Annotated in this window: 29 protein-coding genes, 1 rRNA gene and 1 pseudogene; 24 read left to right on the top strand and 7 right to left on the bottom strand. The window is 73.0% G+C overall.

Annotation, left to right across the window (positions count from 1 at the left end; genetic code table 11):
- Positions 1 to 27 precede the first annotated feature (27 nt).
- Positions 28 to 144, top strand: a 5S ribosomal RNA gene (gene rrf, locus AC1UE4_RS04040).
- Between the two features lie 78 nt (positions 145 to 222).
- Entirely contained in the window at positions 223 to 726 is a 504-nt protein-coding gene (locus AC1UE4_RS04045; RefSeq protein ID WP_482915938.1) for a GNAT family N-acetyltransferase, read from the top strand.
- Positions 727 to 739: 13 nt separating this feature from the next.
- Here AC1UE4_RS04045 and AC1UE4_RS04050 read toward each other — a convergent pair whose 3' ends face one another.
- Both AC1UE4_RS04050 and AC1UE4_RS04055 read right to left on the bottom strand, forming a co-directional pair.
- Positions 740 to 2,137 (bottom strand): CBM96 family carbohydrate-binding protein, encoded by a 1,398-nt coding sequence (locus AC1UE4_RS04050; protein WP_482915939.1) that lies wholly within the window; start codon positions 2,135 to 2,137, stop codon positions 740 to 742.
- A gap of 84 nt (positions 2,138 to 2,221) precedes the next feature.
- Positions 2,222 to 2,743, bottom strand: a complete 522-nt coding sequence (locus AC1UE4_RS04055) for a GNAT family N-acetyltransferase (protein ID WP_482915940.1) — start codon at positions 2,741 to 2,743, stop codon at positions 2,222 to 2,224.
- A 538-nt stretch (positions 2,744 to 3,281) separates the two neighbouring features.
- On the opposite strand from AC1UE4_RS04055, the gene AC1UE4_RS04060 reads away from it, so the two are divergent.
- Positions 3,282 to 4,325: a DUF389 domain-containing protein gene (locus tag AC1UE4_RS04060; protein WP_482915941.1), complete on the top strand. Its 1,044-nt coding sequence runs from the start codon at positions 3,282 to 3,284 to the stop codon at positions 4,323 to 4,325.
- Here the strand turns inward: AC1UE4_RS04060 and AC1UE4_RS04065 are convergent.
- Positions 4,258 to 5,358: an isocitrate/isopropylmalate family dehydrogenase gene (locus tag AC1UE4_RS04065; RefSeq protein WP_482915942.1), complete on the bottom strand. Its 1,101-nt coding sequence runs from the start codon at positions 5,356 to 5,358 to the stop codon at positions 4,258 to 4,260. The genes AC1UE4_RS04060 and AC1UE4_RS04065 overlap by 68 nt on opposite strands.
- 45 nt (positions 5,359 to 5,403) lie before the next feature.
- Here AC1UE4_RS04065 and AC1UE4_RS04070 point away from each other — a divergent pair, with 45 nt between their 5' ends.
- Positions 5,404 to 5,745 (top strand): hypothetical protein, encoded by a 342-nt coding sequence (locus AC1UE4_RS04070; protein WP_482915943.1) that lies wholly within the window; start codon positions 5,404 to 5,406, stop codon positions 5,743 to 5,745.
- Positions 5,746 to 5,764: 19 nt separating this feature from the next.
- Here the strand turns inward: AC1UE4_RS04070 and AC1UE4_RS04075 are convergent, their stop codons facing one another.
- Positions 5,765 to 6,358 carry an HDIG domain-containing metalloprotein gene (locus tag AC1UE4_RS04075; protein ID WP_482915944.1) on the bottom strand — a complete coding sequence of 198 codons (594 nt, stop codon included), beginning with the start codon at positions 6,356 to 6,358 and terminating at the stop codon, positions 5,765 to 5,767.
- A gap of 28 nt (positions 6,359 to 6,386) precedes the next feature.
- Between AC1UE4_RS04075 and murA the strand changes: the two genes are divergently transcribed.
- The 9 genes from murA to hisF are packed head-to-tail and all read left to right on the top strand — an operon-like array spanning position 6,387 to position 14,007.
- The gene (gene murA, locus AC1UE4_RS04080) at positions 6,387 to 7,679 is read left to right on the top strand and encodes a UDP-N-acetylglucosamine 1-carboxyvinyltransferase (protein ID WP_482915945.1); all 1,293 of its coding nucleotides are present in this window, start codon (positions 6,387 to 6,389) and stop codon (positions 7,677 to 7,679) included.
- Between the two features lie 4 nt (positions 7,680 to 7,683).
- Positions 7,684 to 8,622 (top strand): ATP phosphoribosyltransferase regulatory subunit, encoded by a 939-nt coding sequence (hisZ, locus tag AC1UE4_RS04085; protein WP_482915946.1) that lies wholly within the window; start codon positions 7,684 to 7,686, stop codon positions 8,620 to 8,622.
- Positions 8,619 to 9,245: an ATP phosphoribosyltransferase gene (gene hisG / locus AC1UE4_RS04090; protein ID WP_482915947.1), complete on the top strand. Its 627-nt coding sequence runs from the start codon at positions 8,619 to 8,621 to the stop codon at positions 9,243 to 9,245. The genes hisZ and hisG overlap by 4 nt, the downstream gene beginning before the upstream one ends.
- Positions 9,242 to 10,468, top strand: a complete 1,227-nt coding sequence (hisD, locus tag AC1UE4_RS04095; protein WP_482915948.1) for a histidinol dehydrogenase — start codon at positions 9,242 to 9,244, stop codon at positions 10,466 to 10,468. The genes hisG and hisD overlap by 4 nt, the downstream gene beginning before the upstream one ends.
- Positions 10,465 to 11,055 (top strand): imidazoleglycerol-phosphate dehydratase HisB, encoded by a 591-nt coding sequence (hisB, locus tag AC1UE4_RS04100; RefSeq protein ID WP_482915949.1) that lies wholly within the window; start codon positions 10,465 to 10,467, stop codon positions 11,053 to 11,055. The genes hisD and hisB overlap by 4 nt, the downstream gene beginning before the upstream one ends.
- A complete protein-coding gene (gene hisH / locus AC1UE4_RS04105; protein ID WP_482915950.1) occupies positions 11,052 to 11,663 on the top strand; it encodes an imidazole glycerol phosphate synthase subunit HisH in 612 nt (203 codons plus the stop codon). The genes hisB and hisH overlap by 4 nt, the downstream gene beginning before the upstream one ends.
- Positions 11,660 to 12,397 (top strand): 1-(5-phosphoribosyl)-5-[(5-phosphoribosylamino)methylideneamino]imidazole-4-carboxamide isomerase, encoded by a 738-nt coding sequence (hisA, locus tag AC1UE4_RS04110; protein ID WP_482915951.1) that lies wholly within the window; start codon positions 11,660 to 11,662, stop codon positions 12,395 to 12,397. Before hisH ends, hisA begins: the two co-directional genes overlap by 4 nt.
- 12 nt (positions 12,398 to 12,409) lie before the next feature.
- On the top strand, positions 12,410 to 13,225 hold the full coding sequence (locus tag AC1UE4_RS04115; RefSeq protein WP_482915952.1) for a hypothetical protein: 816 nt from the start codon (positions 12,410 to 12,412) through the stop codon (positions 13,223 to 13,225).
- A 14-nt stretch (positions 13,226 to 13,239) separates the two neighbouring features.
- Positions 13,240 to 14,007 carry an imidazole glycerol phosphate synthase subunit HisF gene (gene hisF / locus AC1UE4_RS04120; protein WP_482915953.1) on the top strand — a complete coding sequence of 256 codons (768 nt, stop codon included), beginning with the start codon at positions 13,240 to 13,242 and terminating at the stop codon, positions 14,005 to 14,007.
- Here the strand turns inward: hisF and AC1UE4_RS04125 are convergent.
- The 3 genes from AC1UE4_RS04125 to AC1UE4_RS04135 are packed head-to-tail and all read right to left on the bottom strand — an operon-like array spanning position 13,934 to position 17,720.
- The gene (locus tag AC1UE4_RS04125; RefSeq protein WP_482915954.1) at positions 13,934 to 15,328 is read right to left on the bottom strand and encodes a glycosyltransferase family 4 protein; all 1,395 of its coding nucleotides are present in this window, start codon (positions 15,326 to 15,328) and stop codon (positions 13,934 to 13,936) included. The two genes, hisF and AC1UE4_RS04125, sit on opposite strands and share 74 nt — an antisense overlap.
- A gap of 45 nt (positions 15,329 to 15,373) precedes the next feature.
- Complete coding sequence (locus AC1UE4_RS04130) at positions 15,374 to 16,147, bottom strand: phosphodiester glycosidase family protein (protein ID WP_482915955.1); 774 nt, start codon at positions 16,145 to 16,147, stop codon at positions 15,374 to 15,376.
- A 46-nt stretch (positions 16,148 to 16,193) separates the two neighbouring features.
- A complete protein-coding gene (locus AC1UE4_RS04135; RefSeq protein WP_482915956.1) occupies positions 16,194 to 17,720 on the bottom strand; it encodes an outer membrane protein assembly factor BamB family protein in 1,527 nt (508 codons plus the stop codon).
- Between the two features lie 9 nt (positions 17,721 to 17,729).
- Between AC1UE4_RS04135 and AC1UE4_RS04140 the strand changes: the two genes are divergently transcribed.
- The 11 genes and pseudogenes from AC1UE4_RS04140 to tsf all read left to right on the top strand — a co-directional run bounded on the left by AC1UE4_RS04140 (position 17,730) and on the right by tsf (position 25,838).
- Entirely contained in the window at positions 17,730 to 18,947 is a 1,218-nt protein-coding gene (locus AC1UE4_RS04140; protein WP_482915957.1) for a tRNA nucleotidyltransferase/poly(A) polymerase family protein, read from the top strand.
- Positions 18,948 to 19,345: 398 nt separating this feature from the next.
- A complete protein-coding gene (locus tag AC1UE4_RS04145; RefSeq protein WP_482915958.1) occupies positions 19,346 to 19,474 on the top strand; it encodes a hypothetical protein in 129 nt (42 codons plus the stop codon).
- 12 nt (positions 19,475 to 19,486) lie between these two features.
- Positions 19,487 to 20,263: a purine nucleoside phosphorylase YfiH/LACC1 family protein gene (locus AC1UE4_RS04150; protein WP_482915959.1), complete on the top strand. Its 777-nt coding sequence runs from the start codon at positions 19,487 to 19,489 to the stop codon at positions 20,261 to 20,263.
- Positions 20,254 to 20,919, top strand: coding sequence for a YggS family pyridoxal phosphate enzyme (locus AC1UE4_RS04155; RefSeq protein WP_482915960.1), 666 nt, complete (start codon positions 20,254 to 20,256; stop codon positions 20,917 to 20,919). Before AC1UE4_RS04150 ends, AC1UE4_RS04155 begins: the two co-directional genes overlap by 10 nt.
- 58 nt (positions 20,920 to 20,977) lie before the next feature.
- The gene (locus AC1UE4_RS04160; protein WP_482915961.1) at positions 20,978 to 21,529 is read left to right on the top strand and encodes a cell division protein SepF; all 552 of its coding nucleotides are present in this window, start codon (positions 20,978 to 20,980) and stop codon (positions 21,527 to 21,529) included.
- 38 nt (positions 21,530 to 21,567) lie between these two features.
- Positions 21,568 to 22,314 (top strand): pyrroline-5-carboxylate reductase, encoded by a 747-nt coding sequence (gene proC / locus AC1UE4_RS04165; protein WP_482915962.1) that lies wholly within the window; start codon positions 21,568 to 21,570, stop codon positions 22,312 to 22,314.
- A gap of 34 nt (positions 22,315 to 22,348) precedes the next feature.
- Positions 22,349 to 22,660 carry a YggT family protein gene (locus AC1UE4_RS04170; protein ID WP_482915963.1) on the top strand — a complete coding sequence of 104 codons (312 nt, stop codon included), beginning with the start codon at positions 22,349 to 22,351 and terminating at the stop codon, positions 22,658 to 22,660.
- A complete protein-coding gene (gene lspA, locus AC1UE4_RS04175; protein ID WP_482915964.1) occupies positions 22,657 to 23,127 on the top strand; it encodes a signal peptidase II in 471 nt (156 codons plus the stop codon). The genes AC1UE4_RS04170 and lspA overlap by 4 nt, the downstream gene beginning before the upstream one ends.
- Positions 23,105 to 23,944 carry an RluA family pseudouridine synthase gene (locus AC1UE4_RS04180; RefSeq protein ID WP_482915965.1) on the top strand — a complete coding sequence of 280 codons (840 nt, stop codon included), beginning with the start codon at positions 23,105 to 23,107 and terminating at the stop codon, positions 23,942 to 23,944. Before lspA ends, AC1UE4_RS04180 begins: the two co-directional genes overlap by 23 nt.
- Before the next feature lie 194 nt (positions 23,945 to 24,138).
- Positions 24,139 to 24,834: pseudogene (gene rpsB, locus AC1UE4_RS04185) on the top strand (30S ribosomal protein S2); the annotation flags it as partial.
- A gap of 461 nt (positions 24,835 to 25,295) precedes the next feature.
- Positions 25,296 to 25,838: an elongation factor Ts gene (gene tsf / locus AC1UE4_RS04190; protein ID WP_482918194.1), complete on the top strand. Its 543-nt coding sequence runs from the start codon at positions 25,296 to 25,298 to the stop codon at positions 25,836 to 25,838.
- Positions 25,839 to 25,842: the final 4 nt, after the last annotated feature.

Raw genomic sequence — 25,842 nt, forward strand, 5'->3', positions numbered from 1 at the left:
GACCGTTGGGGAGGCGTCTCTCGCCTTTCCGGTGGCTATGGCGAGGGGGAAACACCTCTTCCCATTCCGAACAGAGAAGTTAAGCCCCTCAGCGCCGATGGTACTTGGCTCGCAAGGGCCCGGGAGAGTAGGTCGCTGCCGGTTGACTTTCGTCATAGCGTGCTGGCTCGAGCCGCCCTTCGGGGCGGCTCGCCGCGTTTAAGCGCCGTAGCCTGAGGGCCTATGACGATCGAGATCCGCGACGGGCGGCGCGAGGAACGGGAGGCCCTTGAGGCTCTTCAGCGCCAGTCGTCGCGCATCTGGGAGGACCATCGGGCGGATGTCGACGCCCATCCTGACGCGATCGTCGTGGAGGAGGCGTGGTTCGAGGCCGGCGCCGTGCGGGTGGCCGAGATCGAGGGGCGCGTCGCCGGCTTCTCCGTCGTTCTCCCGGCGCAAGACCTCTCCTCGGCCGCCTCCTCCGACCTCTCCGGTCCGGCGGCGGCGCGAGAGACGTTCGTGCTCGAGCTCGATGGGCTCTTCGTCGCGCCGGATCTCCTCCGCCACGGGGTGGGACGGGCGCTTCTCGAGGACGCCTTCGCCCGGGCGCGGGCGGCGGGGAGCACGGCGATGACCGTCGTCGCGAACGAGAACGCGCTCAGGTTCTACGAGAAGCTCGGGTTCGTCGTCACCGGGACGGCTGAGACGCGGTTCGGGCCGGCTCCCACGATGCGGCGCGAGCTCTGAGGCTCCGGGTCGGTCAGCAGGTGCCGGACCCGGAGTCACGGACGGCTCCGTCGATCGTCTGGTACTGCCAGTCGTAGGTTCCCGCACGCAAGGTGAGGAAGGCGACGCCGAAGTGCCCGGCGTCCAGGACCAGGCTGTTGGGGGCGCGCGTCGACGGCGCGCCGTAGAGGCTCTTGCCGCCCGTTCCGACGACGAACTGGCGGATTCCGTCCACGTCGGCTCGGCCGGTCGCGTCCTGGCGGGCGAAGCGCTCGTAGAGGTGCTCGTGCCCGGTGAGGGCCACGTCAGCGCCGTCTTCGTCCAGCGCCTGCCAGAGCGGCCGGGTCTCCCAGGCGCCGCCACGCTCCGCCGACGTGAAGGTCGGGTGGTGCCAGTAGGCGAGCACGCAGCTGCGCGACGACGCGGCGAGATCAGCCCGCAGCCACCGCTCCTGCGGAGAGCCGGCCCAGCAGCCGCCGACCGCCCAGCAGTTCGAGTTCAGGGCGACGAGGTGCCAGGCGCCGAGGTCGTACGAGTAGTAGCCGCGCGATCGGTCGCCGGCGGCCCAGCCGAAGTAGTCGAAGTACCCCGCGGCGCCCGGGGTGCCGTACTCGTGGTTGCCCACGACTGGGCGGGTGATCGACCGCAGCCGCCCCCAGGACGGGTCGTACGAGCCGGAGAAGGCCCAGAGGGCACCGCTCTCGTACTGAGTGTCGCCCAGCGGCAGCACGGCGGCGGGCCGGCGCGCGAGCAGCATGTCCGACGTCGCCCTCTGGCGGCAGGCCCACGCCTGCCCAAACCCGCCGTTGAAGTCACCGCTGCCCGGATCGCAGGCGATGTCGCCCGCGGCCGCGATGACGACGTCGCTGCCGGACGGGGACGACGGGGCGGGGGCCGACCCCGGCGAGGTCTCTATGACCAGCGTCGGCACCTGCCGCCCCGCCTCCCGGCTGTCGAAGGTCTTCGACGCCGTGCTCGTGGTCGCGAGCCCGACGGCGATCGTCCCGTTGCCGGCGACGAGCGGGGTCACGTCGACGCCCATCATCGCGCCCGCGGAGAACGGCCCGCTCGCACCGGCCCGCGCGCCGAGCCCCGGCTGCGTCCACCACGTCATCCCGGCCTCGCTCCACGACGTGGAGGCAACGGCGTGCGCGGTGATGCCCATGGCGGTCGAGCTCCACGACCACATCGTCAGCGTCGCCCGGCTCACCGGGCCGTCGAGGCCCGAGACGTTGAAGCGCAGGTACGCGCGGCGCAGCGGGTCGCCGTCGACCCTCAGGGCGGTGCTCGTCCCGTACGCATCCGAGGGGGCCGCCGCCGACACGGAGGTGTCGGCGGCGGCGGGGAAGCGAAACGTCGTAGCGGACGCCGTTCCCGAGAGCACGAGGACCAGCAGGGCGGCGAGGGCACCGCCCGTACGAAGGCGAGGCACCGCGCGGACGCTACGGGCGGGCCATCGCCTTCATCGGTGAACTTCGCCCCGGCCCGGGCGAGGCTCTCGTACCCCGTCGCCGGCTCAGTCGTGGAGCGTGACCGCGCGGCGGAGGCGCACGTCCGGCAGGCCCTTCCAGGTGCCGCGGGCGCCGTCGGGCTCGAACCCCGCGGCGCTGTAGAACGCATGGGCGCGCTCGTTGGCCTCGAGCACCCAGAGGGTCACGTCGGACCAGGCGCCGTCGTCGGCGAGCCAGCTCAGCGCGCGGGTGACGAGCGCCTTCGCGATGCCGGTCCGCCACTGCGACGGATCGACGTAGAGCCCGCCGATCTCGGCGGTGTCGTCGGTCGCGTCCTCGTCGCGGCTCGGGATGACCATCGAGAGGAAGCCGATGATCGCGCCGTCGCGTTCGGACACGAAGAGCGGCCACGGCTTCGCGGCGATCTCCCGCCACTTCGCCTCGCGCTCCTCCAGCGTGACCGCGTCGATGACCGCGTCGGGGACGAGCCCGCGGTACGCGACGTCCCACGTCCGGATGTGGACCTCGGCGATCGCCCGCGCGTCCTCCGGCGAGGCGAGGCGGATCACGTGCTGGTCGGCGGGCACGCGACCAGCCTAGGAGGTGCGCCTAGAGGCGGGCGCGGCGCTTCGGGGCCGTCGACGGCGTGCGGCCGACGGGGGAGAGGCACGGCTGGTGGCGGGCCATCGCCGCACCGGCCCGCCGCGGCCCTCGCTGGGACCGCAGCGGCTGCCGGTGGGGATGAACGGCCTGATCGACGGGCGTGCCGGCGCTCGCGACGGAGTCATCGTCGGCGAGGGTGATGAAGGCGACGCACAGGTCGACGGCGTGCAGGAGCGTCTCGCGCCAGCGACTGCGCGGACGCTCGGAACGCCCGGTCTCCGGGCTGCCGGCCGGCGCGGCAGCGCGACGCTGGGTACGCGTCTCGCCTCCCATCCGCGGGGCCGGATCCGATGTGGGGCGTGGGGGGAACATGCGTTCGCAAGGTTGAGGATCCGGGCGGACGGAACGGGTGGTTCGCAACCGAAGTTGCAGGACTGACTTCCGGTCGCCGCGAGAACCCCGTTCTTTGCGGGAACTTCCTCGTGAACGGGTCGTGAACCGGCCGCGGAGTAGGGTGCGCGCGTGGTCCACCTGCGGGTCATCGCACCGCACGCCGAGGCGCAGCAGGCGCTTCAGCTGCTGCGGCGCGTCGGCACCGCGTGCCACGTCGTCCACCTCGAGGGCGCGGTCCAGGATCCGCCCGGCGACATGCTCCTCGCCGACGTCCCGCGCGAGGAGGCGAGCGTGCTGGTGGGCGACCTCAAGGAGCTCGGCATCCACAAGTGCGGGGCGATCAGCATCGAGCCGATCGAGGTCCTGCTCTCCGAGTTCGCCGTGCAGGCCGAACGCGACGCGCCGGGCGTCCCCGCGGACGCGGTGCTGTGGGAGGACATCGAGTCACGGACCTCGGAGGAGTCCCGGCTCAGCGTCACCTTCCTCATCTTCATGGTCCTCGCCGGGCTCATCGCCTCGGTCGGCATCTACCTCGACCAGCCGATCCTCATCGTCGGCGCGATGGTCGTCGGGCCCGAGTTCGGGCCGATCGCGGCGTTCTGCGTCGCGGCGGTCGAGCGGCGCGGCCGGCTCGCGGTGCGGTCGCTCGTGCCGCTCCTCATCGGGTTCCCGCTCGCGATCACCGCGGTGTGGCTGGCATCGCTCGCGTTCAAGGCCACGGGCGTCACTCCGGATGCGTTCAGCGCCGACGACCACAGCCTCGCCGACAGCATCTCCAACCCCGACTTCTTCGCGTTCTTCGTCGCGTTCTGCGCCGGGATGGCCGGGATGCTCTCGCTCAGCACCGCCAAGTCGGGCGCGCTCATCGGCGTCCTCATCTCGGTGACGACGATCCCGGCGGCCGCGAACATCGGCGTCGCGTTCGCGTACCAGGACTGGGAGGCGTGGCGCGGCTCGCAGGCCCAGCTCGCGCTCAACATCGGCGCGATCCTGACGGCCGGGATCCTGACGCTGTGGGTGCAGCGGCTGATCTACCGGGAGCGGCGCAAGCGCCACCTCAAGCTGCAGGCGCGCGCGGAGGCCGGGCTGCCGGTCGGCAGCAGCGCTAACGCGAGCCGAGCGAAGCCCACACCTCGAGCTTCGTCCGCACCCGCGTCACGACATCGGTCGTGAACTCGGTCGTGCCGGCGTGGCCGCCGAGGTCCGGGGTGCGCACGCCCGCGGCGGTCGCCTCGAGCACCGACTCGTAGATCGCGCGCGAGCCGCGCTCGGCGCCCTCGTGCCCGCGCTGCGCCGCGTAGTGCAGCAGCGCCCCGCACGCGAGGATCATCGCCATCGGGTTCGCGACGTCCTTGCCCTGCAGCGCCGGCGCGGTGCCGTGCGGCGCCTCGGCCATCGCGACGTCGAGCTCGTAGTCGTCGTCGAACGCCAGCAGCACCGACTCGGCGCCCGCGATCGACCCGAACATCGGCATCACGAGATCCGACAGGCAGTCGCCGTCGCGGTTCAGCGCCGGGATGACGAGCGGCTGGTCGGCGGCGCCGCTGATGAGCCCCGCGTACGTCGCGTCGATGAGGACCGGCTGGTACGTCACCTCGGGGTGGCGTTCGGCCGCGGCGTCGAGCTCCTCCTTGAGCATCCCCTCGTACACCGGCGACACGGTCCACTTCGGGCCGCCGTAGACCTTCGCGCCCATCGCCGACGCGGTGCGGAACGCGTACTCGGCGGTCGCGTGGCAGACCGACCGGCTGATGCGCTCCGTCCGGAACGCGATCTCGTCGCCGTCGACGGTCTCGCGCCACTGCTCGGCCCCGTAGGCGTCGCCGACCGCCATCCGGACGATGCTGATGGGGTACGAGACGCCGCCGAGCGGCGGCACGACGCCCGGGATGCGCCGGCCGGTGCGGATGATGACCTTGCCGTCGATCCCCTCCCGTAGCAGGCGGTTCGGCGAGCCGACGTCGTCCTTGCCCTCCGGCGTGATCGTCGCCGCCTTGATGCCGAGGCCGGAGCGGCGCATCGCCTTGGCGGCCTCGTCGACGACGGCGTTCTGCGTCTCGCGCCGGTGCTCGAGCGAGAGGTCGAAACGCTCGAGCTCGAGCGGCAGGCCGAGGACGTCCGGATCGAGGACCCGGAGCGCCTGGTCGAGCAGCTCCTGCCCCGTCTCGTCGCCCTCCAGGACGGTGATGGTGATCGGGTCGGGCACGGACGCGAGGCTACCCGTCCTGCGTCTCGATTACGTTTCCCTCCGATGGCCGATCAGTGCAGCTGGTGCGGTGTCGCGGTCGAACGGGACGGAGGGTTCCGCGCGGCCGAGCCGGCGGGAACGCGCAGGGCCGTGTTCTGCCGCCTGGAGCACATCGTCCCCTGGATCATCCAGGGCGCCCACTGGGATCCGGGCAAGCTCGACGGCGTCGACGACGACGCCGTGGCGGGCCTGGGCCGCTGCGCGCAGTGCGCCGGGCCGCTCGGCGACCGCGCCGTCCTGCTCGTGCGGCACCGCGGGGAGCACCGCATCGCCGACTGCTTCTGCGAGATCGACCACCTGCTCGAGTGGGCGAAGGCGGGCGGCCGCTGGAGGGGCGCCGCCTGAGGCTGCGCGAACGGCGGCGCTACGCGGCGGCGCCGGCGTTGCCGTGCAGCTCGAGCTCGTCGGCGCGGTCCTCGAGGGCCGCGATGACGATGCGCAGGTGCTCGTCGAAGTCGACGCCCAGCTCCTCGGCGCCCGCGCGGACCTCCTCGCGGTTCACCGCGGCCGCGAACGACGGCTGCTTGAGCTTCTTCTTGACCGACTTCGGGGTCAGGCCGTGGATGCCCTCGGGCCGGACGGCGGCGCAGGCGACGACGAAGCCGGACAGCTCGTCGACGGCGTAGAGCGTCTTCTCCATCGGCGACACCCGCTCGACGCCGAGGTAGTCGGCGTGCGACGCGACGGCCCGGATCAGCTCCGGCGGCCAGCCGTCCTCCTCGAGCACGCGCAGCGCCGTGCGGGGATGCCCGTCGTCGGCCGTCATGTCCGGATGCTTCTCGTAGTCCATGTCGTGGAGCAGCCCGGTGGCGCCCCACAGCTCCACGTCCTCGTCGTTCCGCGCGGCGTACGCGCGCATGGATGCCTCGACCGATTGGCAGTGGCGGCGCAGCGAGGGGCTGTCAACCCACTGCGTCAGAAGGGTCCAGGCGGCGTCGCGCGAAACCGGTGTGGGCATGGTCCTGGCTACCCTAGCCCCTCCCGTCATGGACAAGTTCGTCATCGAGGGCGGGGTGCCGCTGTCGGGCACCGTCACGCCCGCAGGCAACAAGAACGGCGCGCTGCCGATCCTTGCCGCGTCCCTGCTGACCGACGAGGAGGTCGTCGTCCGCAACGTCCCGCGCATCCGGGACGTGCAGACCATGCTCGAGCTCATCGAGCACCTCGGCGCGTCGGTCGAGTGGCGCGCGGAGAACGAGGTCGCGATCCGCGCCGCCGACATCGCCGACAGCGGCGAGGTCGATCCCGTCCTGTCCGAGCGCATCCGCGCGTCGTTCCTGCTCGCCGGGCCGCTGCTCGCGCGCGCCGGCCGTGCGGTCATGCCGCCGCCGGGCGGCGACGTCATCGGCCGCCGCCGGCTCGACCCGCATCTCGACGCCTTCCGCGCCCTCGGCGCCGAGCACGTCCTCGATGGCCACATCACGCTGCTGGCGCCCGAGGGCGGCCTGCGCGCGGGCGAGGTCTTCATGGACGAGCCGTCCGTGATGGCGACGGAGAACGCGTTGCTCGCCGCGGCGCTGACGCCGGGCACGACCGTCATGGGCAACGTCGCGTGCGAGCCGCACGTGCAGGACCTCGCGCGCATGCTCAGCGCGATGGGCGCGCGGATCGACGGGATCGGCTCGAACGTCCTCACGGTCCACGGCGTCGACAAGCTCCACGGCTGCGTCCACGACGTCGGCCCGGACCACATCGAGATCGGCTCGTTCATGGCGCTCGCCGGCGTGACCGGCGGCGAGGTCCGCATCAAGGACGTCATGCACGACGACCTGCGGATGATCCGGCTCGTGTTCGGGCGGCTGGGCCTGCTGTCCGAGGCCGACGGCGACGACCTCGTCGTGCCGGGGGAGCAGACGCTCGTCGTCTCCCGCGACCTCGGCGAGTACAAGTCGAAGGTCCAGGACGGTCCCTGGCCGGCGTTCCCCGCGGACCTCACGTCGATCGCGGTCGCGCTGGCGACGCAGTGCGCGGGCTCGATCCTGATCCACGAGTGGATGTTCGAGAACCGCCTGATCTTCACCGACAAGCTCGGGATGATGGGCGCGGACATCGTGCTCTGCGACCCGCACCGGGCGATCGTCACCGGACCCTCGCGCCTGCGCGGGATCAACGCGTCCTCGCCCGACATCCGCGCGGGGATGGCGATCCTCATCGCCGCGCTCTGCGCCGAGGGCCGGTCGGAGATCGCGAACATCTGGCAGATCGATCGCGGCTACGAGCGCATCGACGAGCGCCTCCGCGACCTGGGCGCGCGCATCGAGCGCGTCGCCGCGGACTAGCGCCGTGACGATCCTGCCGATCCCCTCGGGGACGCGCGACGTCCTGCCCGACGAGATGCGCGAGCTGCGCGCGATCACCGACGGCATGCGCGCGGTCTTCGCCGACGCGGGCTACGGCGAGGTCGCGACGCCGGCGCTGGAGTACGAGGAGATCCTCCAGCGGTCCGGGATCGCCGGCGACCGCGCCGTGTACCGGATGTTCGACGAGCACGGCGCCGTGCTGACGCTGCGCTGGGACATGACGGTCCCGATCGCGCGCGTCGTGGCCACGCGCTACGCCGCCTCCGAGCCGCCGCTGCGCTTCAGCTACATCCAGAGCGTCTACCGCGACGTCCGCCCGCAGCGCGGCCAGGCGCGCGAGCTGCTGCAGGCGGGGGTCGAGCTGATCGGCTCGCCGAAGCCGCGCGGCACCGTCGAGGTGCTGACGCTGGTGTGCCGCGCGCTCGACGCGGTCGGGCTGCGCGACTACCGGATCGGGCTGGGGAGCGCGTCGCTCTACCCGCGCCTCATGGACGAGGTCGGGGTGCCGGCCGACGAGCGCGACGACCTGCTCGGGTTCCTCGAGCGGCGCGACCTCGTCGGGTTGGAGACGCGGGTGCGCGACCTGGGCCTCGACGAGCGGCTCGTGACCGTGCCGCAGCTGCGCGGCGGGGTGGAGGTGCTCGACCGTGCGCCGGTCGAGCCGCTGCGCGCCGTGTGGGACGGCCTCGAGGACCGCGTGCGCGACCGGGTGATCTTCGACCTCGGCCTCGTGCGCCAGCTCGGCTACTACACGGGTGCGGTGTTCGAGGTCTACGACCCCACGCTCGGCACGCCGATCGGCCGCGGCGGCCGGTACGACGACCTGCTCGCCCGGTTCGGCCGCTCGCTGCCCGCCGTCGGGTTCGCGCTGCAAGTCGACCGCGTGCACCAGGCGCTGACCGGCGAGGAGCGGCGCGCATGACCGACCTGCGGATCGCCGTCCCGCGCGGCGCGCTCATGACCGAGACGCTCGACCTGCTCGACCGGCTCGGCATCGACACGCGCGAGGTGCGCGAGAACGACCGGAAGCTGCTCTTCGAGGACGCCGGCATCGTCACGATGCGCCCGAGCGACGTGCCGACGTACGTCGAGGCCGGCGCCGCCGACCTCGGCATCACCGGCAAGGACGTGCTCATGGAGCAGTCCGAGCGCGAGGTCTACGAGCTGCTCGACCTCGGCTTCGGCGAGTGCCGGATGGTGCTGGCGACCGTCGACGGGCCCGATCCCGCCGAGGAGGCGCTGCGCCGCCTCGGCGTGGTGCGCGTCGCGACGAAGTACAAGCGGATCGCCAGCGAGTTCTTCGAGCGCACCGGCCGCCAGGCGGAGATCGTCGAGGTCAAGGGCTCGGTCGAGCTGGCGCCGCTGACCGGCCTCGTGGAGGCGATCGTCGACCTCACCGCGACCGGCACGACGTTGCGCGAGAACGGCCTCGTCATCCGCGAGGAGATCGCGACCGCCACCGCGCGCCTGATCGCCAACCCCGTCGCGCACAAGCTGAAGGCGGCGCAGATCGACGCGTTGCTGGAGAGGATCCGCGAGGGGTGAGGATCGAGCGGTTCGCGGCGGGCGGCGATCCCGAGGGCGTCGCGGCGCGGCTGCGTGCGCTGGCGCCGGCGGGTGCGTCGGTGCGGGGCGACGTCGAGCGGATCGTCGGCGACGTCCGCGAGCGCGGCGACGAGGCGCTGCGCGACTACTCGGCGCGCTTCGACCGCGCCGAGCCGCCGCTGCGCGTCTCGCCGCAGGATCTCGACGCCGCCGCGGCGTCGCTGCGCCACGATCTGCGCTGCGGCCTCGAGGTCGCGATGGCGAACATCGCCGCGGTCGCCGGCGCGTCGCTGGGCGACGACGCCGAGCTGACGCTGCCGCAGGGCCAGCGCATCGTCGTGCGCGAGCTGCCGGTCGGCCGCGTGGCGATCTACGCGCCCGGCGGCCGCAACCCGTACCCGTCGACCGTCCTCATGGGGGCCGTGACCGCGCGCGTCGCGGGTGTCGAGGACATCGTCGTGCTCTCGCCGGGCGCGCACCCGGTGGTGCTCGCCGCGTGCGCGCTGTGCGGCGTCGACGAGGTCTACCGCTTCGGCGGCGCTCACGGGGTCGCCGCGCTCGCCTACGGCACCGGCTCGATCGCCCGCGCCGACGTGATCGCCGGACCCGGCTCCCTCTACGTCCAGGAGGCCAAGCGCCTCGTCTCGGGAGACGTCGGCGTCGACGGCTTCCTCGGCCCGAGCGACGTGTTCATCGTCGCCGCCGACGACGCCGAGCCGCGCCTGGTGGCCGCCGACCTCCTGGCCCAGGCCGAGCACGGCGAGGGGACGATCGTCGGCCTCGCCGCGGGCGCCGCGCTGATCGACGCCGTGGAGCCGCTGCTCGATCTCCGCAACGACGCCGTCTGCGGGCTCGTCGAGGTCGACAGCTGCGAGGCGGGCCTCGCGGTCGCCGAGGCGTTCGCGCCCGAGCACCTCGAGCTCATGGGCGGCCGCGCAGAACGGCTCTCCGCGCGCGTGCGCCGGGCCGGCGCGATCTTCGTCGGCGGCGGCACCGCGTTCGGGGACTACGTCGCGGGCTCGAACCACAGCCTGCCGACGGGCGGGTCGGCGCGGTTCGGCTCGTCGCTGTCCGTGCGCCACTTCCGCCGCCGCATGGCCGAGGTGCACATCGACGGCGCGGCGAACGCGCTGACGCGGGCCGGGGCGCCGCTCGCGCGCGCCGAGGGCTTCGAGCTGCACGCGCGATCGATGGAAGCACGTCAGGATCCCGGTCGCTCATGACCCGCACCGCCACGATCGAACGCAAGACCAAGGAGACCGACGTCGCGCTCACGCTGACGCTCGACGGCAGCGGCGCGGGGGAGCGCCGGACCGGCGTGGGGTTCCTCGACCACATGCTCGACCTGCTCGCGCGGCACGGCCGGCTCGACCTCGACGTCCGCGTCACCGGCGATCTCGAGACGGGGCCGCACCACACCGTCGAGGACGCGGGGATCGCGCTCGGGCAGGCGCTGGATCGCGCGCTCGCCGATCGCGCGGGGATCTTCCGCTACGGCCACGCCGTCGTGCCGATGGACGAGGCGCGCGCCAGCTGCGCGCTCGACATCTCGGGCCGCCCGTTCCTGCACTTCACCGGCGCGCTGCCGCCCGGCGCGACCGGGACGTTCGACCACGAGCTGACCGAGGAGTTCTTCCGCGCGGTCGCCAACAACGCGAAGCTCACGCTGCACCTCGTCATCGAGGAGGGCACGAACGCGCACCACATGATCGAGGCGCTGTTCAAGGCGTTCGCCCGCGCGCTGCGCGGCGCGATCGCGATCGACCCGACCGAGACCGGCGTGCCGTCGACGAAGGGCACGCTCACGTGATCGGCATCGTCGACTACGGGATGGGCAACCGCCGCAGCGTCGAGAAGGCGTTCGAGCGCGTCGGGGCCGAGGTCGAGCTGACGGGCGATCCGGAGCGCCTGCGGGCCGCCGCCGGGCTCGTCGTGCCGGGCGTCGGCGCGTTCCCCGAGGCGATGCGCCGGCTGCGGGCGAGCGGCCTCGACGACGTCATCCGCGAGCGTGCCGCCGCGGGCGTCCCGGTCATCGGGATGTGCCTCGGCATGCAGCTGCTGTTCGAGTCCTCGGAGGAGCACGAGGGCGCCGACGGCCTCGGCCTGCTGCCGGGCCGGATCGTCAAGCTCGCCGCCAACGGGCACAAGCTGCCGCACATCGGCTGGAACCAGGTGAGCTGGCGACGCGAGTCGCGGCTGACCGCCGGCCTGCCGGACCCGGCCGCCTTCTACCACGTGCACACCTACGTGCCCGAGCCGGCCGACGACGCGATCGCGCTCGGCGACGGCGAGTACGGGTCGCGGTTCGTCTCGTTCGTCGAGCGCGACAACGTCTTCGGCGCGCAGTGCCACCCCGAGAAGTCCTCGACGCACGGGCTCGCCGTGCTGCGCAACTTCGTCGAGCTGGCGGCGGCGTGATCCTCTACCCGGCGATCGACATCTCCGAGGGCAAGGCCGTGCGCCTCGTCCAGGGGCACTTCGACGACAAGACGGTCTACGAGGACGATCCGTTCGAGGCCGCGAAGTCGTGGGCCGAGGCGGGCGCACGGTTCCTGCACGTCGTCGACCTCGACGGCGCGCGGACCGGCACGCCGCAGAACCTCCACCACGTCGAGCGCATCGTGCGCGAGCTGGGGCTGCCCGTGCAGCTCGGCGGCGGCCTGCGCGCGCTGCCGGCGGTGCGCGACGCGCTGCGCGCCGGCGTCGCCCGCGTGATCCTCGGCACCGCGGCGTACACCGACATCGACTTCCTCGACGACGTGCTCGGCGCGTACGGCGATCGCGTCGTGGTCTCCGTCGACGCCCGCGGCGGGTTCGTCACCACGAAGGGCTGGACCGAGACGACGCAGATGCCCGCGCGCGACGTCATCCAGCGACTGCGCGCACGCGGCGTCAAGCAGTTCGTGTACTCGAACGTCGACCGCGACGGGATGCTCGGCGGGATCGACCTCGACGAGGTCACCCGGATCGCGCAGGTCGTGCGGGGCCGGTTCCTGTACTCGGGCGGCATCGGCACGCTCGACGACCTGAAGGGGCTCGTCGAGCTTCGCCAGGTCAACCTCGGCGGCGTCATCGTCGGCAAGGCGCTGTACGAGAAGCGCTTCACGATCGCCGAGGCGCACGCGGTCCTGGACGGGAAGGTGCCGGCCTGAGAGGGTCGGCACGTGCCTCGCCGACTCGCGCTCATCGTCCTCGCCGCCGGGCTGCTCGCCGCGGCGCCGGCCGCCCATGGCGACGAGCTGAAGGGCGCCGCCGGCGACGTCGCCGCCACCGTGACGTGGACGCCGCGCGGCGACTTCGAGTACCGCGACCTGCGGGTCCTCGTCGTGCGCGCCGGTGCCACCGTGTGGGACCAGCCGCTGACCGTCCGCGGCTGCGTACGGCCGTACTGCAAGCCCGGCGACGTCCAGGTCGCCGACCTCGACGGGAACGGCGAACCGGAGGTGCTGGTCGACGTCTACACCGGCGGCGCGCACTGCTGCGACATCGCGCAGCTCTTCACGTGGAACGGCACCACGTACACGACGACGCAGCGCAACTTCGCGGACACCGGCTACTCGATCGACGACGTCGACGCCGACGGGAGGCCCGAGCTCGTCTCCGCCGACGCGCGCTTCGCCTACGCGTTCTCGTCGTTCGCCGCCTCCGGGTTCCCGCTGCAGATCTTCCAGGTCGACGCCGGCAAGTTCGTCGACGTCACCGCCGGCTACCCGGCCCTGCTGCGCGCCGACGCCGCGACGTACTACCGCGAGTGGCGCAAGCGCAAGGGCAGGCGGACGGCGGAGCCGCTCGGCGTGCTGAGCGCTTGGGTCGCGGACATGGAGCGGCTCGGCGAGGGCGCGAAGGCGCGCAAGGAGCTGCAGACGGCGCTGCGCCGCGGCTGGCTGAAGACGCTGAAGGGCTGGCCGAGCGGCCGGAAGTACCTGAAGCAGCTCGACACGTTCCTCAAGCGCCTGGGGTACCGCACCGCGACGGGGTGAGTACCGTCGATGAGGTGCACCTGAAGCGGATCATCCCGTGCCTCGACGTCGACGCCGGGCGCGTCGTCAAGGGCACGAACTTCGTCGACATCCGCGACGCCGGGGATCCGGTCGAGCTGGCCGAGCGCTACGACCGCGAGGGCGCGGACGAGCTCGTGTTCCTCGACATCACCGCGACGAGCGACAAGCGGTCGACGATGGTCGAGCTGGCGCGGCGCACGGCCGACGAGGTCTTCATCCCGTTCACGATCGGCGGCGGGCTGCGGTCGGTCGCCGATGCGCAGGCGGTGCTCGACGCGGGCGCCGACAAGGTGTCGGTCAACTCCGCGGCGGTGGCCCGGCCGGAGCTGATCGGCGAGCTCGCCGACGTGTTCGGCGCGCAGTGCGTCGTGCTCGCGATCGACGCCAAGCGCGTGGGCGAGTCGTGGGAGGTCTTCGTCGCCGGCGGCCGCACGGGCACCGGCCTCGACGCGGTGCAGTGGGCCCGCGACGGCGTCGAGCGCGGGGCGGGCGAGATCCTGCTGACCTCGATGGACCGCGACGGGACGAACGCGGGCTACGACCTCGAGCTGACACGCGCCGTGGCGTCGGCTGTGGGGGTGCCGGTCATCGCCTCGGGCGGCGCCGGCACGCTCGATCACCTGGTCGAGGCGCTCGAGGCGGGGGCGGACGCGGCGCTCGTCGCGTCGCTGTTCCACTTCGGCGTGTTCACGATCGAGCAGGCCAAGCGGCATCTCGCGCAAGCCGGCGTCCCCGTCCGGCTGCTCGATCCCGCGACGTAGCCAGCGTCTCGTCGAAGACCCCGGCCAGCCGCCCGGCGAGCGCGGGCCACGAGAACCGCGACCGCGCGTCGCGGCGAGCCGCCTCGCCGCGGCGCCGGCGCTCGGCGTCGTCGTCGACCGCGGCGACGATCGCGTCGGCCAGCGCCTGCTCGTCGTCGGGCTCCACGAGCCAGCCCGTCGGGTCGTCGCCGTCGGCGCGGATGATGCTCTTCGGGCCGTGGCGGTCGACCGCGATCGGCGGCACCGCGCACGCCATCCCTTCGACGAGGACCTGGCCGAACTGCTCGCGCACCGACGCGAGCGCGAGGACGTCGGAGGCCGAGAGGAAGCGCGGCAGCTCGTCGTGGTCGTGCCAGCCGGCGAGGAACGCGCCGTCGACGCCGTGCTTCTCGATCGTCTCCGCCGGGTGCTCGCCTTCCCACTCGCCGGGATGGCCGCCGACGATCACGAGCGCGGCGCGCGAGCGCAGGCGCCGCTGTGCCGTGGCGAACGCGCGCACCAGCAGGTCGGTGCGCTTGACCGCCGTGAAGCGGCCGACGCTGAGCAGGACGGTCGCGCCGTCGAGCCGCTCGACCTGCTCGGCCGTGTAGGCGACCGAGCCGGCGTCGGCGCGGGGCCGCCAGCCCTGCGGCTGCTCGACGAGATGGCGGCGCCAGTGGGCGGCGCGGTCGAGGTCGATGCGGTGGAACGCCTCGGGGTCGAAGCCGTTCGGCAGCACGACGCAGCGGTCGGGGTCGATGCCGAGCATCGCCTCGGCGCGCGGGATCTGCGACTCCGAGAGGACGACGAGCTTGGTGCAGCGGTGCGCCCAGCGGCGCATCCGCCGCGCCCAGCGGTCCGCGTAGCCCCAGCCCTCCGGCGGCCCCGCGGCGATCGCCTCGAGCATGAGCAGCTCGGTGCCGTGGAGGTGCCCGACCACCGGCACGTCGGGGGCGACGCGGGCGGCCGCCTCGTGGATCGGCGTGAGGTGGTGCAGGTGCAGGAGGTCGGCCTCGCGCGCGCCGGCATCGACGAGCGCCTCCGACCAGACCGCGACGTGGCGCTCGTAGGTCTCGTCGCCGACGCGGGCGAAGACGGGATCGGGCGCGTCCGCGCGGTCCTCGTAGGACGGGTGCATCGGCACGCCCTCGCGGGCGAAGTCGACGACGTGCGGATCGAGTCCGGCGTAGAAGCGCTTCGCGTCGCCGTGGCCGGTCGTCGATCCGGAGAGGACGGTGACGTCCCAGCCGTGGTCCGGGAGGCCGTGGCCGAGCGCGCGCGCCACGTGGGCCGAGCCGCCGCGGGGGAAGAACATGAGCGCGCTGACGACGTGACCCGGCATCACCTCCTGACGATAGGAGGTGCGAACGTCCGGTGAAGCGGTCGCTCAGCGCTGGGTGAACGTCAGCGCGGTCGCGACGGGCCGGCCGCCGGGGATGAGCGGGCCTTCCTGCTCGCGCGGGATGTTGCGCAGCCGCCCGCCGCAGACGAGCGACGTCGATCCGCCGCCGTCGAGGTTGAGCGCCTCGCGGGCGCCGAACGCGGCGAGGACCTCCGCCAGCTCGCCCAGCGTGAGGCCGGCCTCGTCGGCGTGGCGGCCGTCGGAGGCGACGGCGAGCACGTGCGTGGGCGTGACGCCGAGGGCGGCGCGGGGATGGCGCCCGTCGGTGATGTCGGAGTCGAACTGGCGCGAGCCGCGCGAGAACCCCTCCCCGTCGTCGCCGTCGCGGTGCGCGATGGCGCCCGCGCTGACGAGCAGCGGGCCGGCCTGCAGCAGGTCGCCGTGCGGGTTGGCCGGGAGGTCGGTCCGCCGGGCGACGCGGACGCCGTCGGCCGACGACCACACGCACGCGCGCACCGCTCCCCAGGGGGCGTCGAACGGCGTCGTGCGGCGCGCGATCCCGCGGGTGCGCAGCTCGCCCAGCGGGCGGTCGCGGTTCGCGCGGTCGAAGAAGCCGCCGACGAGCGCCTCGGTGACGCCCTCGAGCTCGCACCACGCCTCGAGCGGCGCGGACCGCTTCAGCTTGACGACCTGCACGGCCGTGCGATCGAGCCGGTACGCGGCGACGTGGACCGTCGTGCTCGCTCCGTCGGCGAGCGCGATGCGGTGGCTCTCCAGATGCCCGGGGACGCGCCGGGCAGCCCGTGCGGTGACCGCCATGGTGAGCAAGGTGATCGGCCGGGCGGCGGAAGACGTGAACGGTGGGTTACCGCTTGCGCTTCTTCTCCCACGTGTGGTGGTGGCAGTGGTTGTGCTTGAGCACGATCCGCTTGCCGTTCACCTCGTACACGTGGCGGTGCGCGTGGCAGTGCGGCACCTTCCCGTTCTTGCCGACGCGGTGGCGGTGGCCGTGGAGGCCGAACCGGTACTTGAGGTAGCGCTCGTGCTGCGCGCGCTGCCGGTTGCGGCGCTCGGCGCGGGCGCGCTTGCGCTTGGCCTCGGCCCGGCGCTTCTTCGATGCCTTGTCCATCGCGAGCGGCTTCAGCGCGTAGATCGAGGTCGAGCTGACGAGGTAGATCCGCTTGCCGTCCGAGATGCCGGGGTTGAACTTGCCCTTGTCCGTCTCCCAGATCGATCGGCCGGTGCGGGCGCCGTAGGCGAACGTCTTGTGCTCGAGCCCGCTGACGAACACGAGGTCGCCGATGATCGCGGCGCCGCCGGAGATCCGGGTGCCGGTGTTGCGGGCCCAGCGGACGGCGCCGGAGCGGGCGTCGAGCGCGTAGAGCCGCCGGTCGTACGAGCCGATGTAGACGCGGTTGTAGGCGACCGCGGGGGAGCCGTAGACGTAGCCGCCCGTGTTCTTGCGCCAGGCGAGGCGGCCGCTGTCGCTGGCGAACGAGTAGACGTTGCCGTCGGTGTTGCCGATGTACACGCGACCGTAGGCGACGGCGGGCGTCGAGTAGAAGTTGCCCGCGGCGCGCAGCGCTCTGCCGGCCGCCGAGCTCTTCCACACGAGGCGGCCGTTTTCGGAGCGGATCGCGTGGACCTTGCCGCCGTAGTCGCCGAAGAAGAGCTTGCCGTTGTCGAGCGCCAGGCCGCCCTTCACGGCGCCCTCCGCGCGGTAACGCCACTTGACCGCGCCGTTGCGCGCGCGGACGGCGTAGACCGTGCCGTCCTCGGTGCCGAAGTAGAGCGTGCCCTTGCTGTAGATGGGGGAGGACTCGGCGCGCGACGGCAGCGGGTGCGACCACTTCGTGCGCCCGGTCTTCGCCGAGAGCGCGACGACCCGGCCCGCGCGGTGGCTCTCCCGCTCGAGCACGACGGCGTAGATGGTGCCGCCGTGGTAGGCGGGCGAGGACGCGGCGAGCGCGCCGATCTTGCGCTTCCACCTCACGCGGCCGTTCTTGCGGCGGATGGAGTAGAGCGCGCCCTGGTTCTTCTGGATGAAGAGGTCCTGACGGCCGGCGACGGGCGGGAACTCGAGCAGCTCGTGCGCCCGCCACTTCCACAGCACCGTGTACGGAGGGTGCAGCTGCTTGCGGAGCGGCAGGAAGTGCGTCCGCTGGTAGGTGCCCCCGTAGTTGGGCCACGTGAAGAAGTCCTTGTGCGGGCGACCGGTCTGCTCGGGAGCCGCGGTCTGCGGCGGCTCCTCGGCCCGGAACGCCACGTCCGGGTTCGACACGTCGCCCGGTTCGTCGGTCAGGATGGCGACCGCGACACCGGCGGCGCAGGCGGAGATCGCCACCACCACGAGCACGAGCAGCCGCCACCGGCGGCGTCGGCGCGCGAACATCAGCGGCCCATGGTACTGACGCCCTCAGAGCGCCTCCTCGACGAGCTGAACGCCCTCCCGGCGGGGGCGCGGCTGCTTGCCGCTCTGGTGTCGCCGACGCCGCTGCCGGGCGTGTTCCTCGTGGGCGGAGCGGTCCGGGACCTCCTGCTGGGGCTCGTGCCGCACGAGCTGGATCTTGTCGTGGAGGGCGATCCGGAGGCGGTCGCGGCGGCGCTGCGAGAGCGGTTGGGCGCGTCCGGGCCGTCGCATGAGCGCTTCCGGACGGCGGCGATCGCGACGGCGGACGGGATGCTCGTCGACGTCGCCGGGGCGCGGACGGAGACGTACGCGCGGCCGGGTGCGCTGCCCGACGTCGCGCCGGGGACGGTCGCTTCGGACATGGCGCGGCGCGACTTCACGGTGAACGCGATCGCGGTCGGGCTGTCCGGGGACCGGTCCGGCGAGGTCCATGCGGCGCCGGAGGCGTTCTCCGATCTCGACGCGCGGCTGCTGCGCGTCCTCCATCCGCGGTCGTTCGTCGACGACCCCACGCGGCTGCTGCGGCTGGTCCGGTACGCCGCGCGGCTCGAGGGCTTCTCGATCGAGCCGGAGACCGAGCGGCTGGCGCGCGAGGCCTTCGCCTCCGGCGCCCCCGAGACCGCCGGCCTCGCGCGCATGGGCAACGAGCTGATGCTCCTGCTGGCCGAGCCGACCGCGATCGACGGTCTCGTGCTGCTCGCATCGCTCGGGGGTGCGCCCGACGTCGACGAGGCGCTGCTGCGCCGCGCTGTCGCGCTCCTGCCCGCCGACGGCCGCCCCGACCTCCTGCTCCTCGCCGCCGGCGCCCGCCTCGCCGACCGAGCCGACCTCGAGGCCCGCCTGACTGCGATGCACCTCCGCGCCCCCGACGCCCAGATCGTCCTCGACGCCGCCGCCGACCCCGAAGCGCTCGCCACCTCGCTGGCCCTCGCGGAGAGGCCGTCGGAGATCGCCTCGATCGCCCGCCGCCGATCCGCGGAGGCGGTCGCCCTCGCCGGAGCCCTCGGCGCCGAGGAGAACGCCCGCCGCTGGCTCGGCGACCTCCGATCGATCCACACGACGATCACCGGCTCCGACCTCCTCGCCGCGGGAGTCCCCCAAGGCCCCGAGATCGGCCGCCGCCTCGACACGGCCCTCGCCGCGAAGCTCGACGGGAGAGCGAAGACCCATGAAGACGAGCTTGCCGCCGCCCTCGAAGACCCGTCATGAACCGTCTCGTCGTCCCGGCCCTGATCCTCCTCCTGATCGGCGGCTGCGGAGAGGACGAAGCGAGGCCGGTGGGGCCGGTGACGCCTCCTCCGCCGCGGCCGCGGGCGGCGGGGCCGGGGTTGGTGGAGCCCGCGCCGGGCTGGGTCAGCTCGTTCTGCGCTTCGGTGCCGGACGGGATGCTGTGTCCGTCGAAGACGCCTCCGGAGCTGGAGCCTTCGGCGGCGGGCGTCGGGCGGCCGGGACGGGATGGGTACCTCCTCGAGGGACGCGGCGGTCGGGATTGGGCGGTCCGGGTGGTTCCCGCGCGGGTGGGACTGCGTGAGCTGCGGCCGCTAGCGCCGCGCGGGCGGACGCGGGTGCGGGGCCGGCCTGCGCGATGGAGCGCCGCCGGCGGTGGCGTGCTCGGCGGGTTCCTGGTTCTGAGCTGGACCGAGGGAGGCCGGACCTACGCCGTCGGCGGACGCGGTGACGACGCGCGGCTGCGGCGCCAGCTGAGGCTCGTCGCCGCCGGGATGCGCCGCGGCTAGCCTCCCCGGCTGATGAGCGCGACCGCGATCACCCTGCCCGCGCCCTTCACGTGGCGCGGCGACCACATCGCGATCGACCTCGGCGGGTTCGCGCAGGCGCTCTTCACGACGCGCCGCGGCGGAGTCTCGAGCGCGCCCTTCGACACCCTCAACCTCGGCCTCCTCACCGAAGACGACCCGGACGCCGTCCGCGAGAACCGCGAGCGCCTCCGCCTGGCGACCGGCGCCCAGAGGCTCCTCCAGGGGCGGCAGGTCCACGGCGCCGTCGTGGAGAGGATCGGCCCTCCAGCCCGCGGGGCCGCTCCCGGAGACGTCTTCGACGGAGCCGCGGGGGAGCTCACGGACGCGGATGGGCAGGCGACGGCGCAGCGGGGTCTTGCCGCGGTCGTCCTCACCGCGGACTGCCTTCCGATCGCGATCGCCTCCCCGCACGCGGTGGCGATGGTGCATGCGGGGTGGAAGGGGCTTGCCTCCGGTGTCGTCTCCGAAGGCGTCGCCGCGATCGGGGAGCTCGGCGGTGATGGACCGCTCGTCGCGGCGATCGGGCCGGGGGCGTGCGGTCGGTGCTACGAGGTGCGCGACGACGTCAGGGAGGCGTTCGGGCTCGAGGCGCTCGGGCGGCCGGCTTCCATCGATCTCAAGGCGATCGCCAAGCGCGAGCTCGAGGACGCGGGCGCCGAGGTCCACGACGCCGGGCTCTGCACGATGCACGACGATCCCTCCCTGTTCTTCTCGCACCGGCGCGACCGCGGGCGGACCGGGCGGCAGGCGGGTGCGGTGTGGCGCTGAGCGCCGACCGCGTCGCGGCGAACCTCGCCGCGATCCGCGAGGAGATCGGGCCGGACGTCGAGGTGATCGCCGCCGTGAAGTACCTGCCGGTCGAGGACCTGCAGGCGCTCGCGGACGCCGGCCTCACGACGGTGGGGGAGAACCGCGCGCAGGAGCTCGAGCGCAAGGCCGACGCCTACCCCGGCGTCTTCACCTGGGACTTCATCGGCGCCCTGCAATCGCGCAAGGTGAAGGTCCTCGCACCGCGCGTGCGCCGCATCCACTCCGTCGCCAGCGAGAGCGCGCTGAAGGAGCTCGCGAAGCTCGCGGGCGGCGAAGAGGCCGCGGGGGGCGGCGGTGGAGAGGCGAGGTCGGTGCCGGAGATCCTCATCGAGGTCAACGTCGCCGAGGAGGACGGCAAGGCGGGGGTGCTGCCGCGGGACTTCGACCCGTTCCTCGAGACCGCGCGAGGGACCGGCGCGCCGGTGGTCGGGCTCATGACGATGCCGCCGCTGGCGACGACGCCGGAGGACAGCCGGCGCTGGTTCGCCGCGCTTCGCGAGCTCGCCGCGGCGAACGATCTTCCGCATCTCTCGATGGGCACCACGCAGGACTACGCCGTCGCGGCGCAAGAGGGCGCCACGATGGTCCGGATCGGCTCGCGCCTGTTCGCGTGACGAGAAGGTCCAGAGATTGCAGGAGAATCGGCGTGGAGGGGTAACCTTCACGTCGGCGATGGCTTTCCGTGACTCGTTCCACAAGGCGCTCGTGTACTTCGGCCTGGCCGAGGACCGCGGCTACGCCGACTACGACGATGAGCCGGAGACGGAGCCCGAGCTGGAGCTCGAGGACCGCTACCGCGAGCGTCCGAACGTCCGCCGGCTGAACACCCGGCGCCGTCGCGACGAGATCGACGACATCTTCGCCGACGACGACGAGATCGGCGGGCGCCCGACGACCGCGCTGCGGCCGGTCGGCGGCGGCACGCCGCGCAGCCGCAACGGGGGAGACGTCCGCGTGCACCTCGTCCATCCCAAGTCGTTCAACGACGCCCAGCAGGTGGCCGACCGCTTCAAGGACTCCGTCCCGGTCATCCTCAACCTCCAGGGCGTCGACACCGACCTCTCGAAGCGCCTCATCGACTTCGCCAGCGGGCTGACCTACGCGCTCGACGGCGGCATGCAGCGGATCGCCGACAAGGTGTTCATGCTGACGCCGCGCAACGTCGAGATCTCGGCGGAGGAGCGCGCGCGGCTCATCGAGAAGGGCTTCTTCAACCAGTCCTAGGCCGGTCCCGCCCGGCCGACCCGTAGACTGGCGCGCCGATGATCGGTCTCGTCGGCAGCGGCAACATGGCTCGTGCGCTCGCCCGTGGATGGGGTGAGCCGGTGCTCGTCTCCGATCCGCTGACCGATCGCGCGCGGGCGCTCGTCGACGAGGTCGGCGGCGAGGTCGTCTCCGGCAACGGCGAGCTCGCCGACCGCGCCGACGCGATCGTCCTCTGCCACAAGCCGCCGCAGCTCGGCCTCGTCGCCAAGCAGGTCGGCGACCGCGCCAAGCGCGTGATCTCGATCCTCGGCGGCGTGCCCCTCGCCAAGCTGAAGGAGGCCTACGGCGAGGCCGCGGTCGTCCGGATGCTGCCGAGCACGCCCGTGGAGATCGGCGCCGGCGTGACGTGCCACGCGCGCGACCCCGAGGGCGACCGCGACCTCGAGGACTTCGCGAAGGACCTCTTCGGCCGCGTCGGCCCCGTCGTGACCGTCGAGGAGGGCCAGATCGACGCCGCCATGGGCCTCATGAGCTGCGCGCCCGCCTACTACGCGCTCGTCGCCGAGGCGCAGGTCGACGCGGGCATCCGCGCCGGCGTCCCGGCCGACATCGCCGCGCGGCTCGTCGTCGCGACGATGGAGGGAACGGCGAAGCTGGTCGCGCACCGCGGCAACGACACGCTGTCGGTCAAGCGCGAGGTGATGTCGCCGGGCGGCTCGACGGCGCGAGGGCTCGCGGCCTTGGAGAGGGGCGGCGTCAGAGACGCCTTCGACGCGGCGATGCAGGCGGTGGTGCGGGGATGACGACGAAGAGGAAGTCGAGCGCGGTGGTCAAGGGATGAGCGTCTTCATCGCGGCAACGACGCGCAACGACATCGCGGACTTCCTGAACGCGCTGCTGACCGTCTACATCATCCTGATCCTCGCCTACATCGTGGTGAACCTGTTCTTCGCCTTCGGCGGCCGCCCGCCGTACTCGCGGGCGCTGGACGCGGTCCTCACGTTCCTGCGCGACGTCGCCGAGCCGTACCTGAGCATCTTCCGCCGCTTCATCCCGCCGATCGGCCCGTTCGACATCAGCCCGATCGTCGCGATCCTCGTGCTGCAGATCGTCGGGCGGCTGATCATCGGGGCGATAGACGAGCCGTGACGCCCGGCCGCGCCCGGGCGTACGCCGCGCTCGTCGCCGCCGTCGTGCTCGTCATCGACCAGGTCACCAAGGCGCTGGCCCGCGGCGGCATCGACCGCGGCGAGGAGGACGCGGTCTTCCCGTTCCTCAAGCTCGTCCACGTCCGCAACGACGGCGTGGCGTTCGGCCTCGCCGCCGGCGGCCGGACGGTCGTGATCGTCCTCATCCTCGTCGCGCTCGCCGCCCTGTCCGTCTACTTCGCGAAGAACGCCACGAAGCCGCTCATGTGGCTGCCGACCGGGCTGCTGCTCGGGGGCGCGATCGGGAACATCATCGACCGCATCGCGCACGGCGCGGTCACCGACTTCCTCAAGTTCCCCGGCTGGCCGGCGTTCAACGTCGCCGACATCGCGATCACCTTCGGCGTGCTGTCGCTCGCCTACGTGCTGGAGGGCCCGCGCCGCGATGGAGCTGCGCGTCCCGCCTGAGCTCGGGGGCGAGCGGCTCGACGTCGTGCTCGGCGAGCACGTGGGCTCGCGCTCCGCGGCCCAGCGCCTCATCGACGCCGGCCGCGTGACGGTCGACGGCGAGCAGCGCCCGAAGCGCACGAAGGTCGCGGCGGGCGAGGTGATCCGCTGGGAGGAGCCGGAGCGCGAGGAGGCGCGCGTCACCGAGGACGTCCCGTTCACGGTCGCCTACGAGGACGACGAGGTGTGGATCGTCGACAAGCCCGCCGGCGTCGTCGTCCACCCGGCGCCCGGCCACCACGGCGCGACCCTGGCCGACGCGATCCCGGGCGGCAAGCTCGTGCACCGGCTGGACCGGGACACCTCGGGCCTGCTGATCGTCGCGAAGACGGACCAGGCCCACCGCCGGCTGAAGGCGCTGCTGCAGCAGCGCGGCATCACGCGCGAGTACCTCGCGCTCGTGCTCGGCCGCCCGCCGGCCCGCAGCGGGACGATCGACGCGCCGATCGGCCGCGACCGCCGGCACCGGACGAAGATGTCGACCGACACCGACACGCCGCGCGAGGCGCGCACGCACTTCACGATCGAGGAGACCCGGCCGGACGCGACGCTGCTGCGCGTGCGGCTCGAGACCGGCCGCACCCACCAGATCCGCGCGCACCTCGAGGCGATCGGCCATCCCGTGGCCGGCGACCCCGAGTACGGGGGCGCCGGAGCGTTCGGGCTCAAGCGCCAGTTCCTCCACGCGACCCGGCTCGCGTACGAGGACGTCGACGTGGAGAGCCCGCTCCCCGCCGACCTGGCCGAAGCTTTCGTGCGGACCGATCACCGGAGATAGGGGAAGGGGACCGGCCCGCACTCCCCATCAACGAACGTGCAGGGCCGTTCTTGCGCGCGCGCTAGGCTCATAGCCGTTCTTCGTCCCCCTACCCCGTGGGATGACGGTCGCAGGGCTCCTGCCCGGCACTCGCCGGGTCTCCCGACGGCCCCCGCGGGCACATCGCCAAGCCACACCACAAGGAGACTCGCACCATGCCCGAGGTCGGCATCCGCGAGCTGCTGGAGGCCGGAGTCCACTTCGGTCACCAGACCCGCCGCTGGAACCCGAAGATGCGCCGCTTCATCCACGGCGAGCGCGACGGCATCTACATCATCGACCTGCTCAAGACCGAGCAGCTGCTGAACCAGGCGCGCGACTTCGCGAGCCAGGTGGCCGGCCGCGGCGGGTCCGTGCTCTTCGTCGGCACCAAGAAGCAGGCGCGCGACGCGGTCAAGGAGATCGCCGAGGCGTCGGGCATGCCGTACGTCAACCACCGCTGGCTCGGCGGCCTGCTGACGAACTTCCAGACGATCTCGAACCGCATCAAGCGCCTGCACGACCTCGAGCGCTACGAGACCGAGGGCCAGCTCGCGCTGCTCCCGACGCGCGAGCGCATGGCGGCCCAGGCCGACCTCGAGAAGCTGCGCGCGAACCTCGGCGGCGTCAAGCACATGCAGCGCCTGCCGCAGGCGATGTTCGTCGTCGACCTCAAGACCGAGGCGATCGCCGTCCGCGAGGCCCAGCGCCTGCGGATCCCGATCATCGGCCTCGTCGACACCAACTGCGACCCGGACGGCATCGACTACGTCATCCCGGGCAACGACGACGCGATCAAGTCCTGCCAGTACATCACCGCCGCGATCGGCGACGTGATCCAGCAGGGCGCGCAGTCCTACCGCCAGGCCGAGGAGGAGCGCATCCGCCGCGAGGCGGAGGAGCAGGCGCGCCGCGAGGCCGAGGAGCAGGCCCGCCGCGAGGCCGAGGAGCAGCAGCGCCGCGAGGCCGAGGAGGCGGAGCGCCAGCGCAAGGAGACGCTCACGCAGGCCGAGGGCGGCGGCGACCGCCAGGTCGCCGAGGCCGAGGTCGCGGAGGCCGTCCAGGCCGGCGGCCGGCCGCTGGCCGACCCGCAGGTCGCCCCGAAGGCCAACCAGCCGGTCGCCACGCCCGACCCGCCCGGCCAGCCGCCGTCGCCCGAGCCCGCTCCGGTCGCCGAGGCCGGCGAGCCGGTGACGAACGAGGACGCCAAGCCCGAGACCGCCGAGGCGCCCGAGACCGCGACCGAGACGACCGAGGAAGCCAAGTGAGCACCGACGCCTACAGCCCGTCCGCGAAGGACGTCAAGGCCCTGCGCGAGCGCACCGGCGCGGGGATGATGGACTGCAAGAAGGCGCTGACCGAGTCCGGCGGCGACGTCGACCAGGCCATCGAGATCCTGCGCAAGAAGCAGGGCAAGCGCATCGAGGACCGCGGCGAGCGCGCCGCGTCCGAGGGCACGATCCAGACGTACATCCACTCGAACGCCAAGGTCGGCGTGCTGATCGAGGTCAACTGCGAGACCGACTTCGTCGCGCGCAACGACGACTTCGTCGCGTTCGCGCGGGACATCGCGCTGCACATCGCCGCTGCGAACCCGCTCTACGTCTCCGAGGACGAGGTCGACCCCGCCGCGCGCGAGCGCGAGGAGAAGATCTTCGCCGAGCAGGCCGCCGACAAGCCCGAGAACGTCCGCCCGCGGATCGTCGAGGGCCAGATCAAGAAGTGGCTCAGCGAGGTCGTGCTCCTCAACCAGGAGCACGTCAACGGCGACAAGTACGAGAACAAGACGATCGGCCAGATCCAGGACGACATGCGCGCGAAGACGGGCGAGAACCTCTCGATCCGCCGCTTCGCCCGCTTCGCCGTCGGCCAGTAGCCCG

Source organism: Parviterribacter kavangonensis (genome assembly GCF_056863335.1).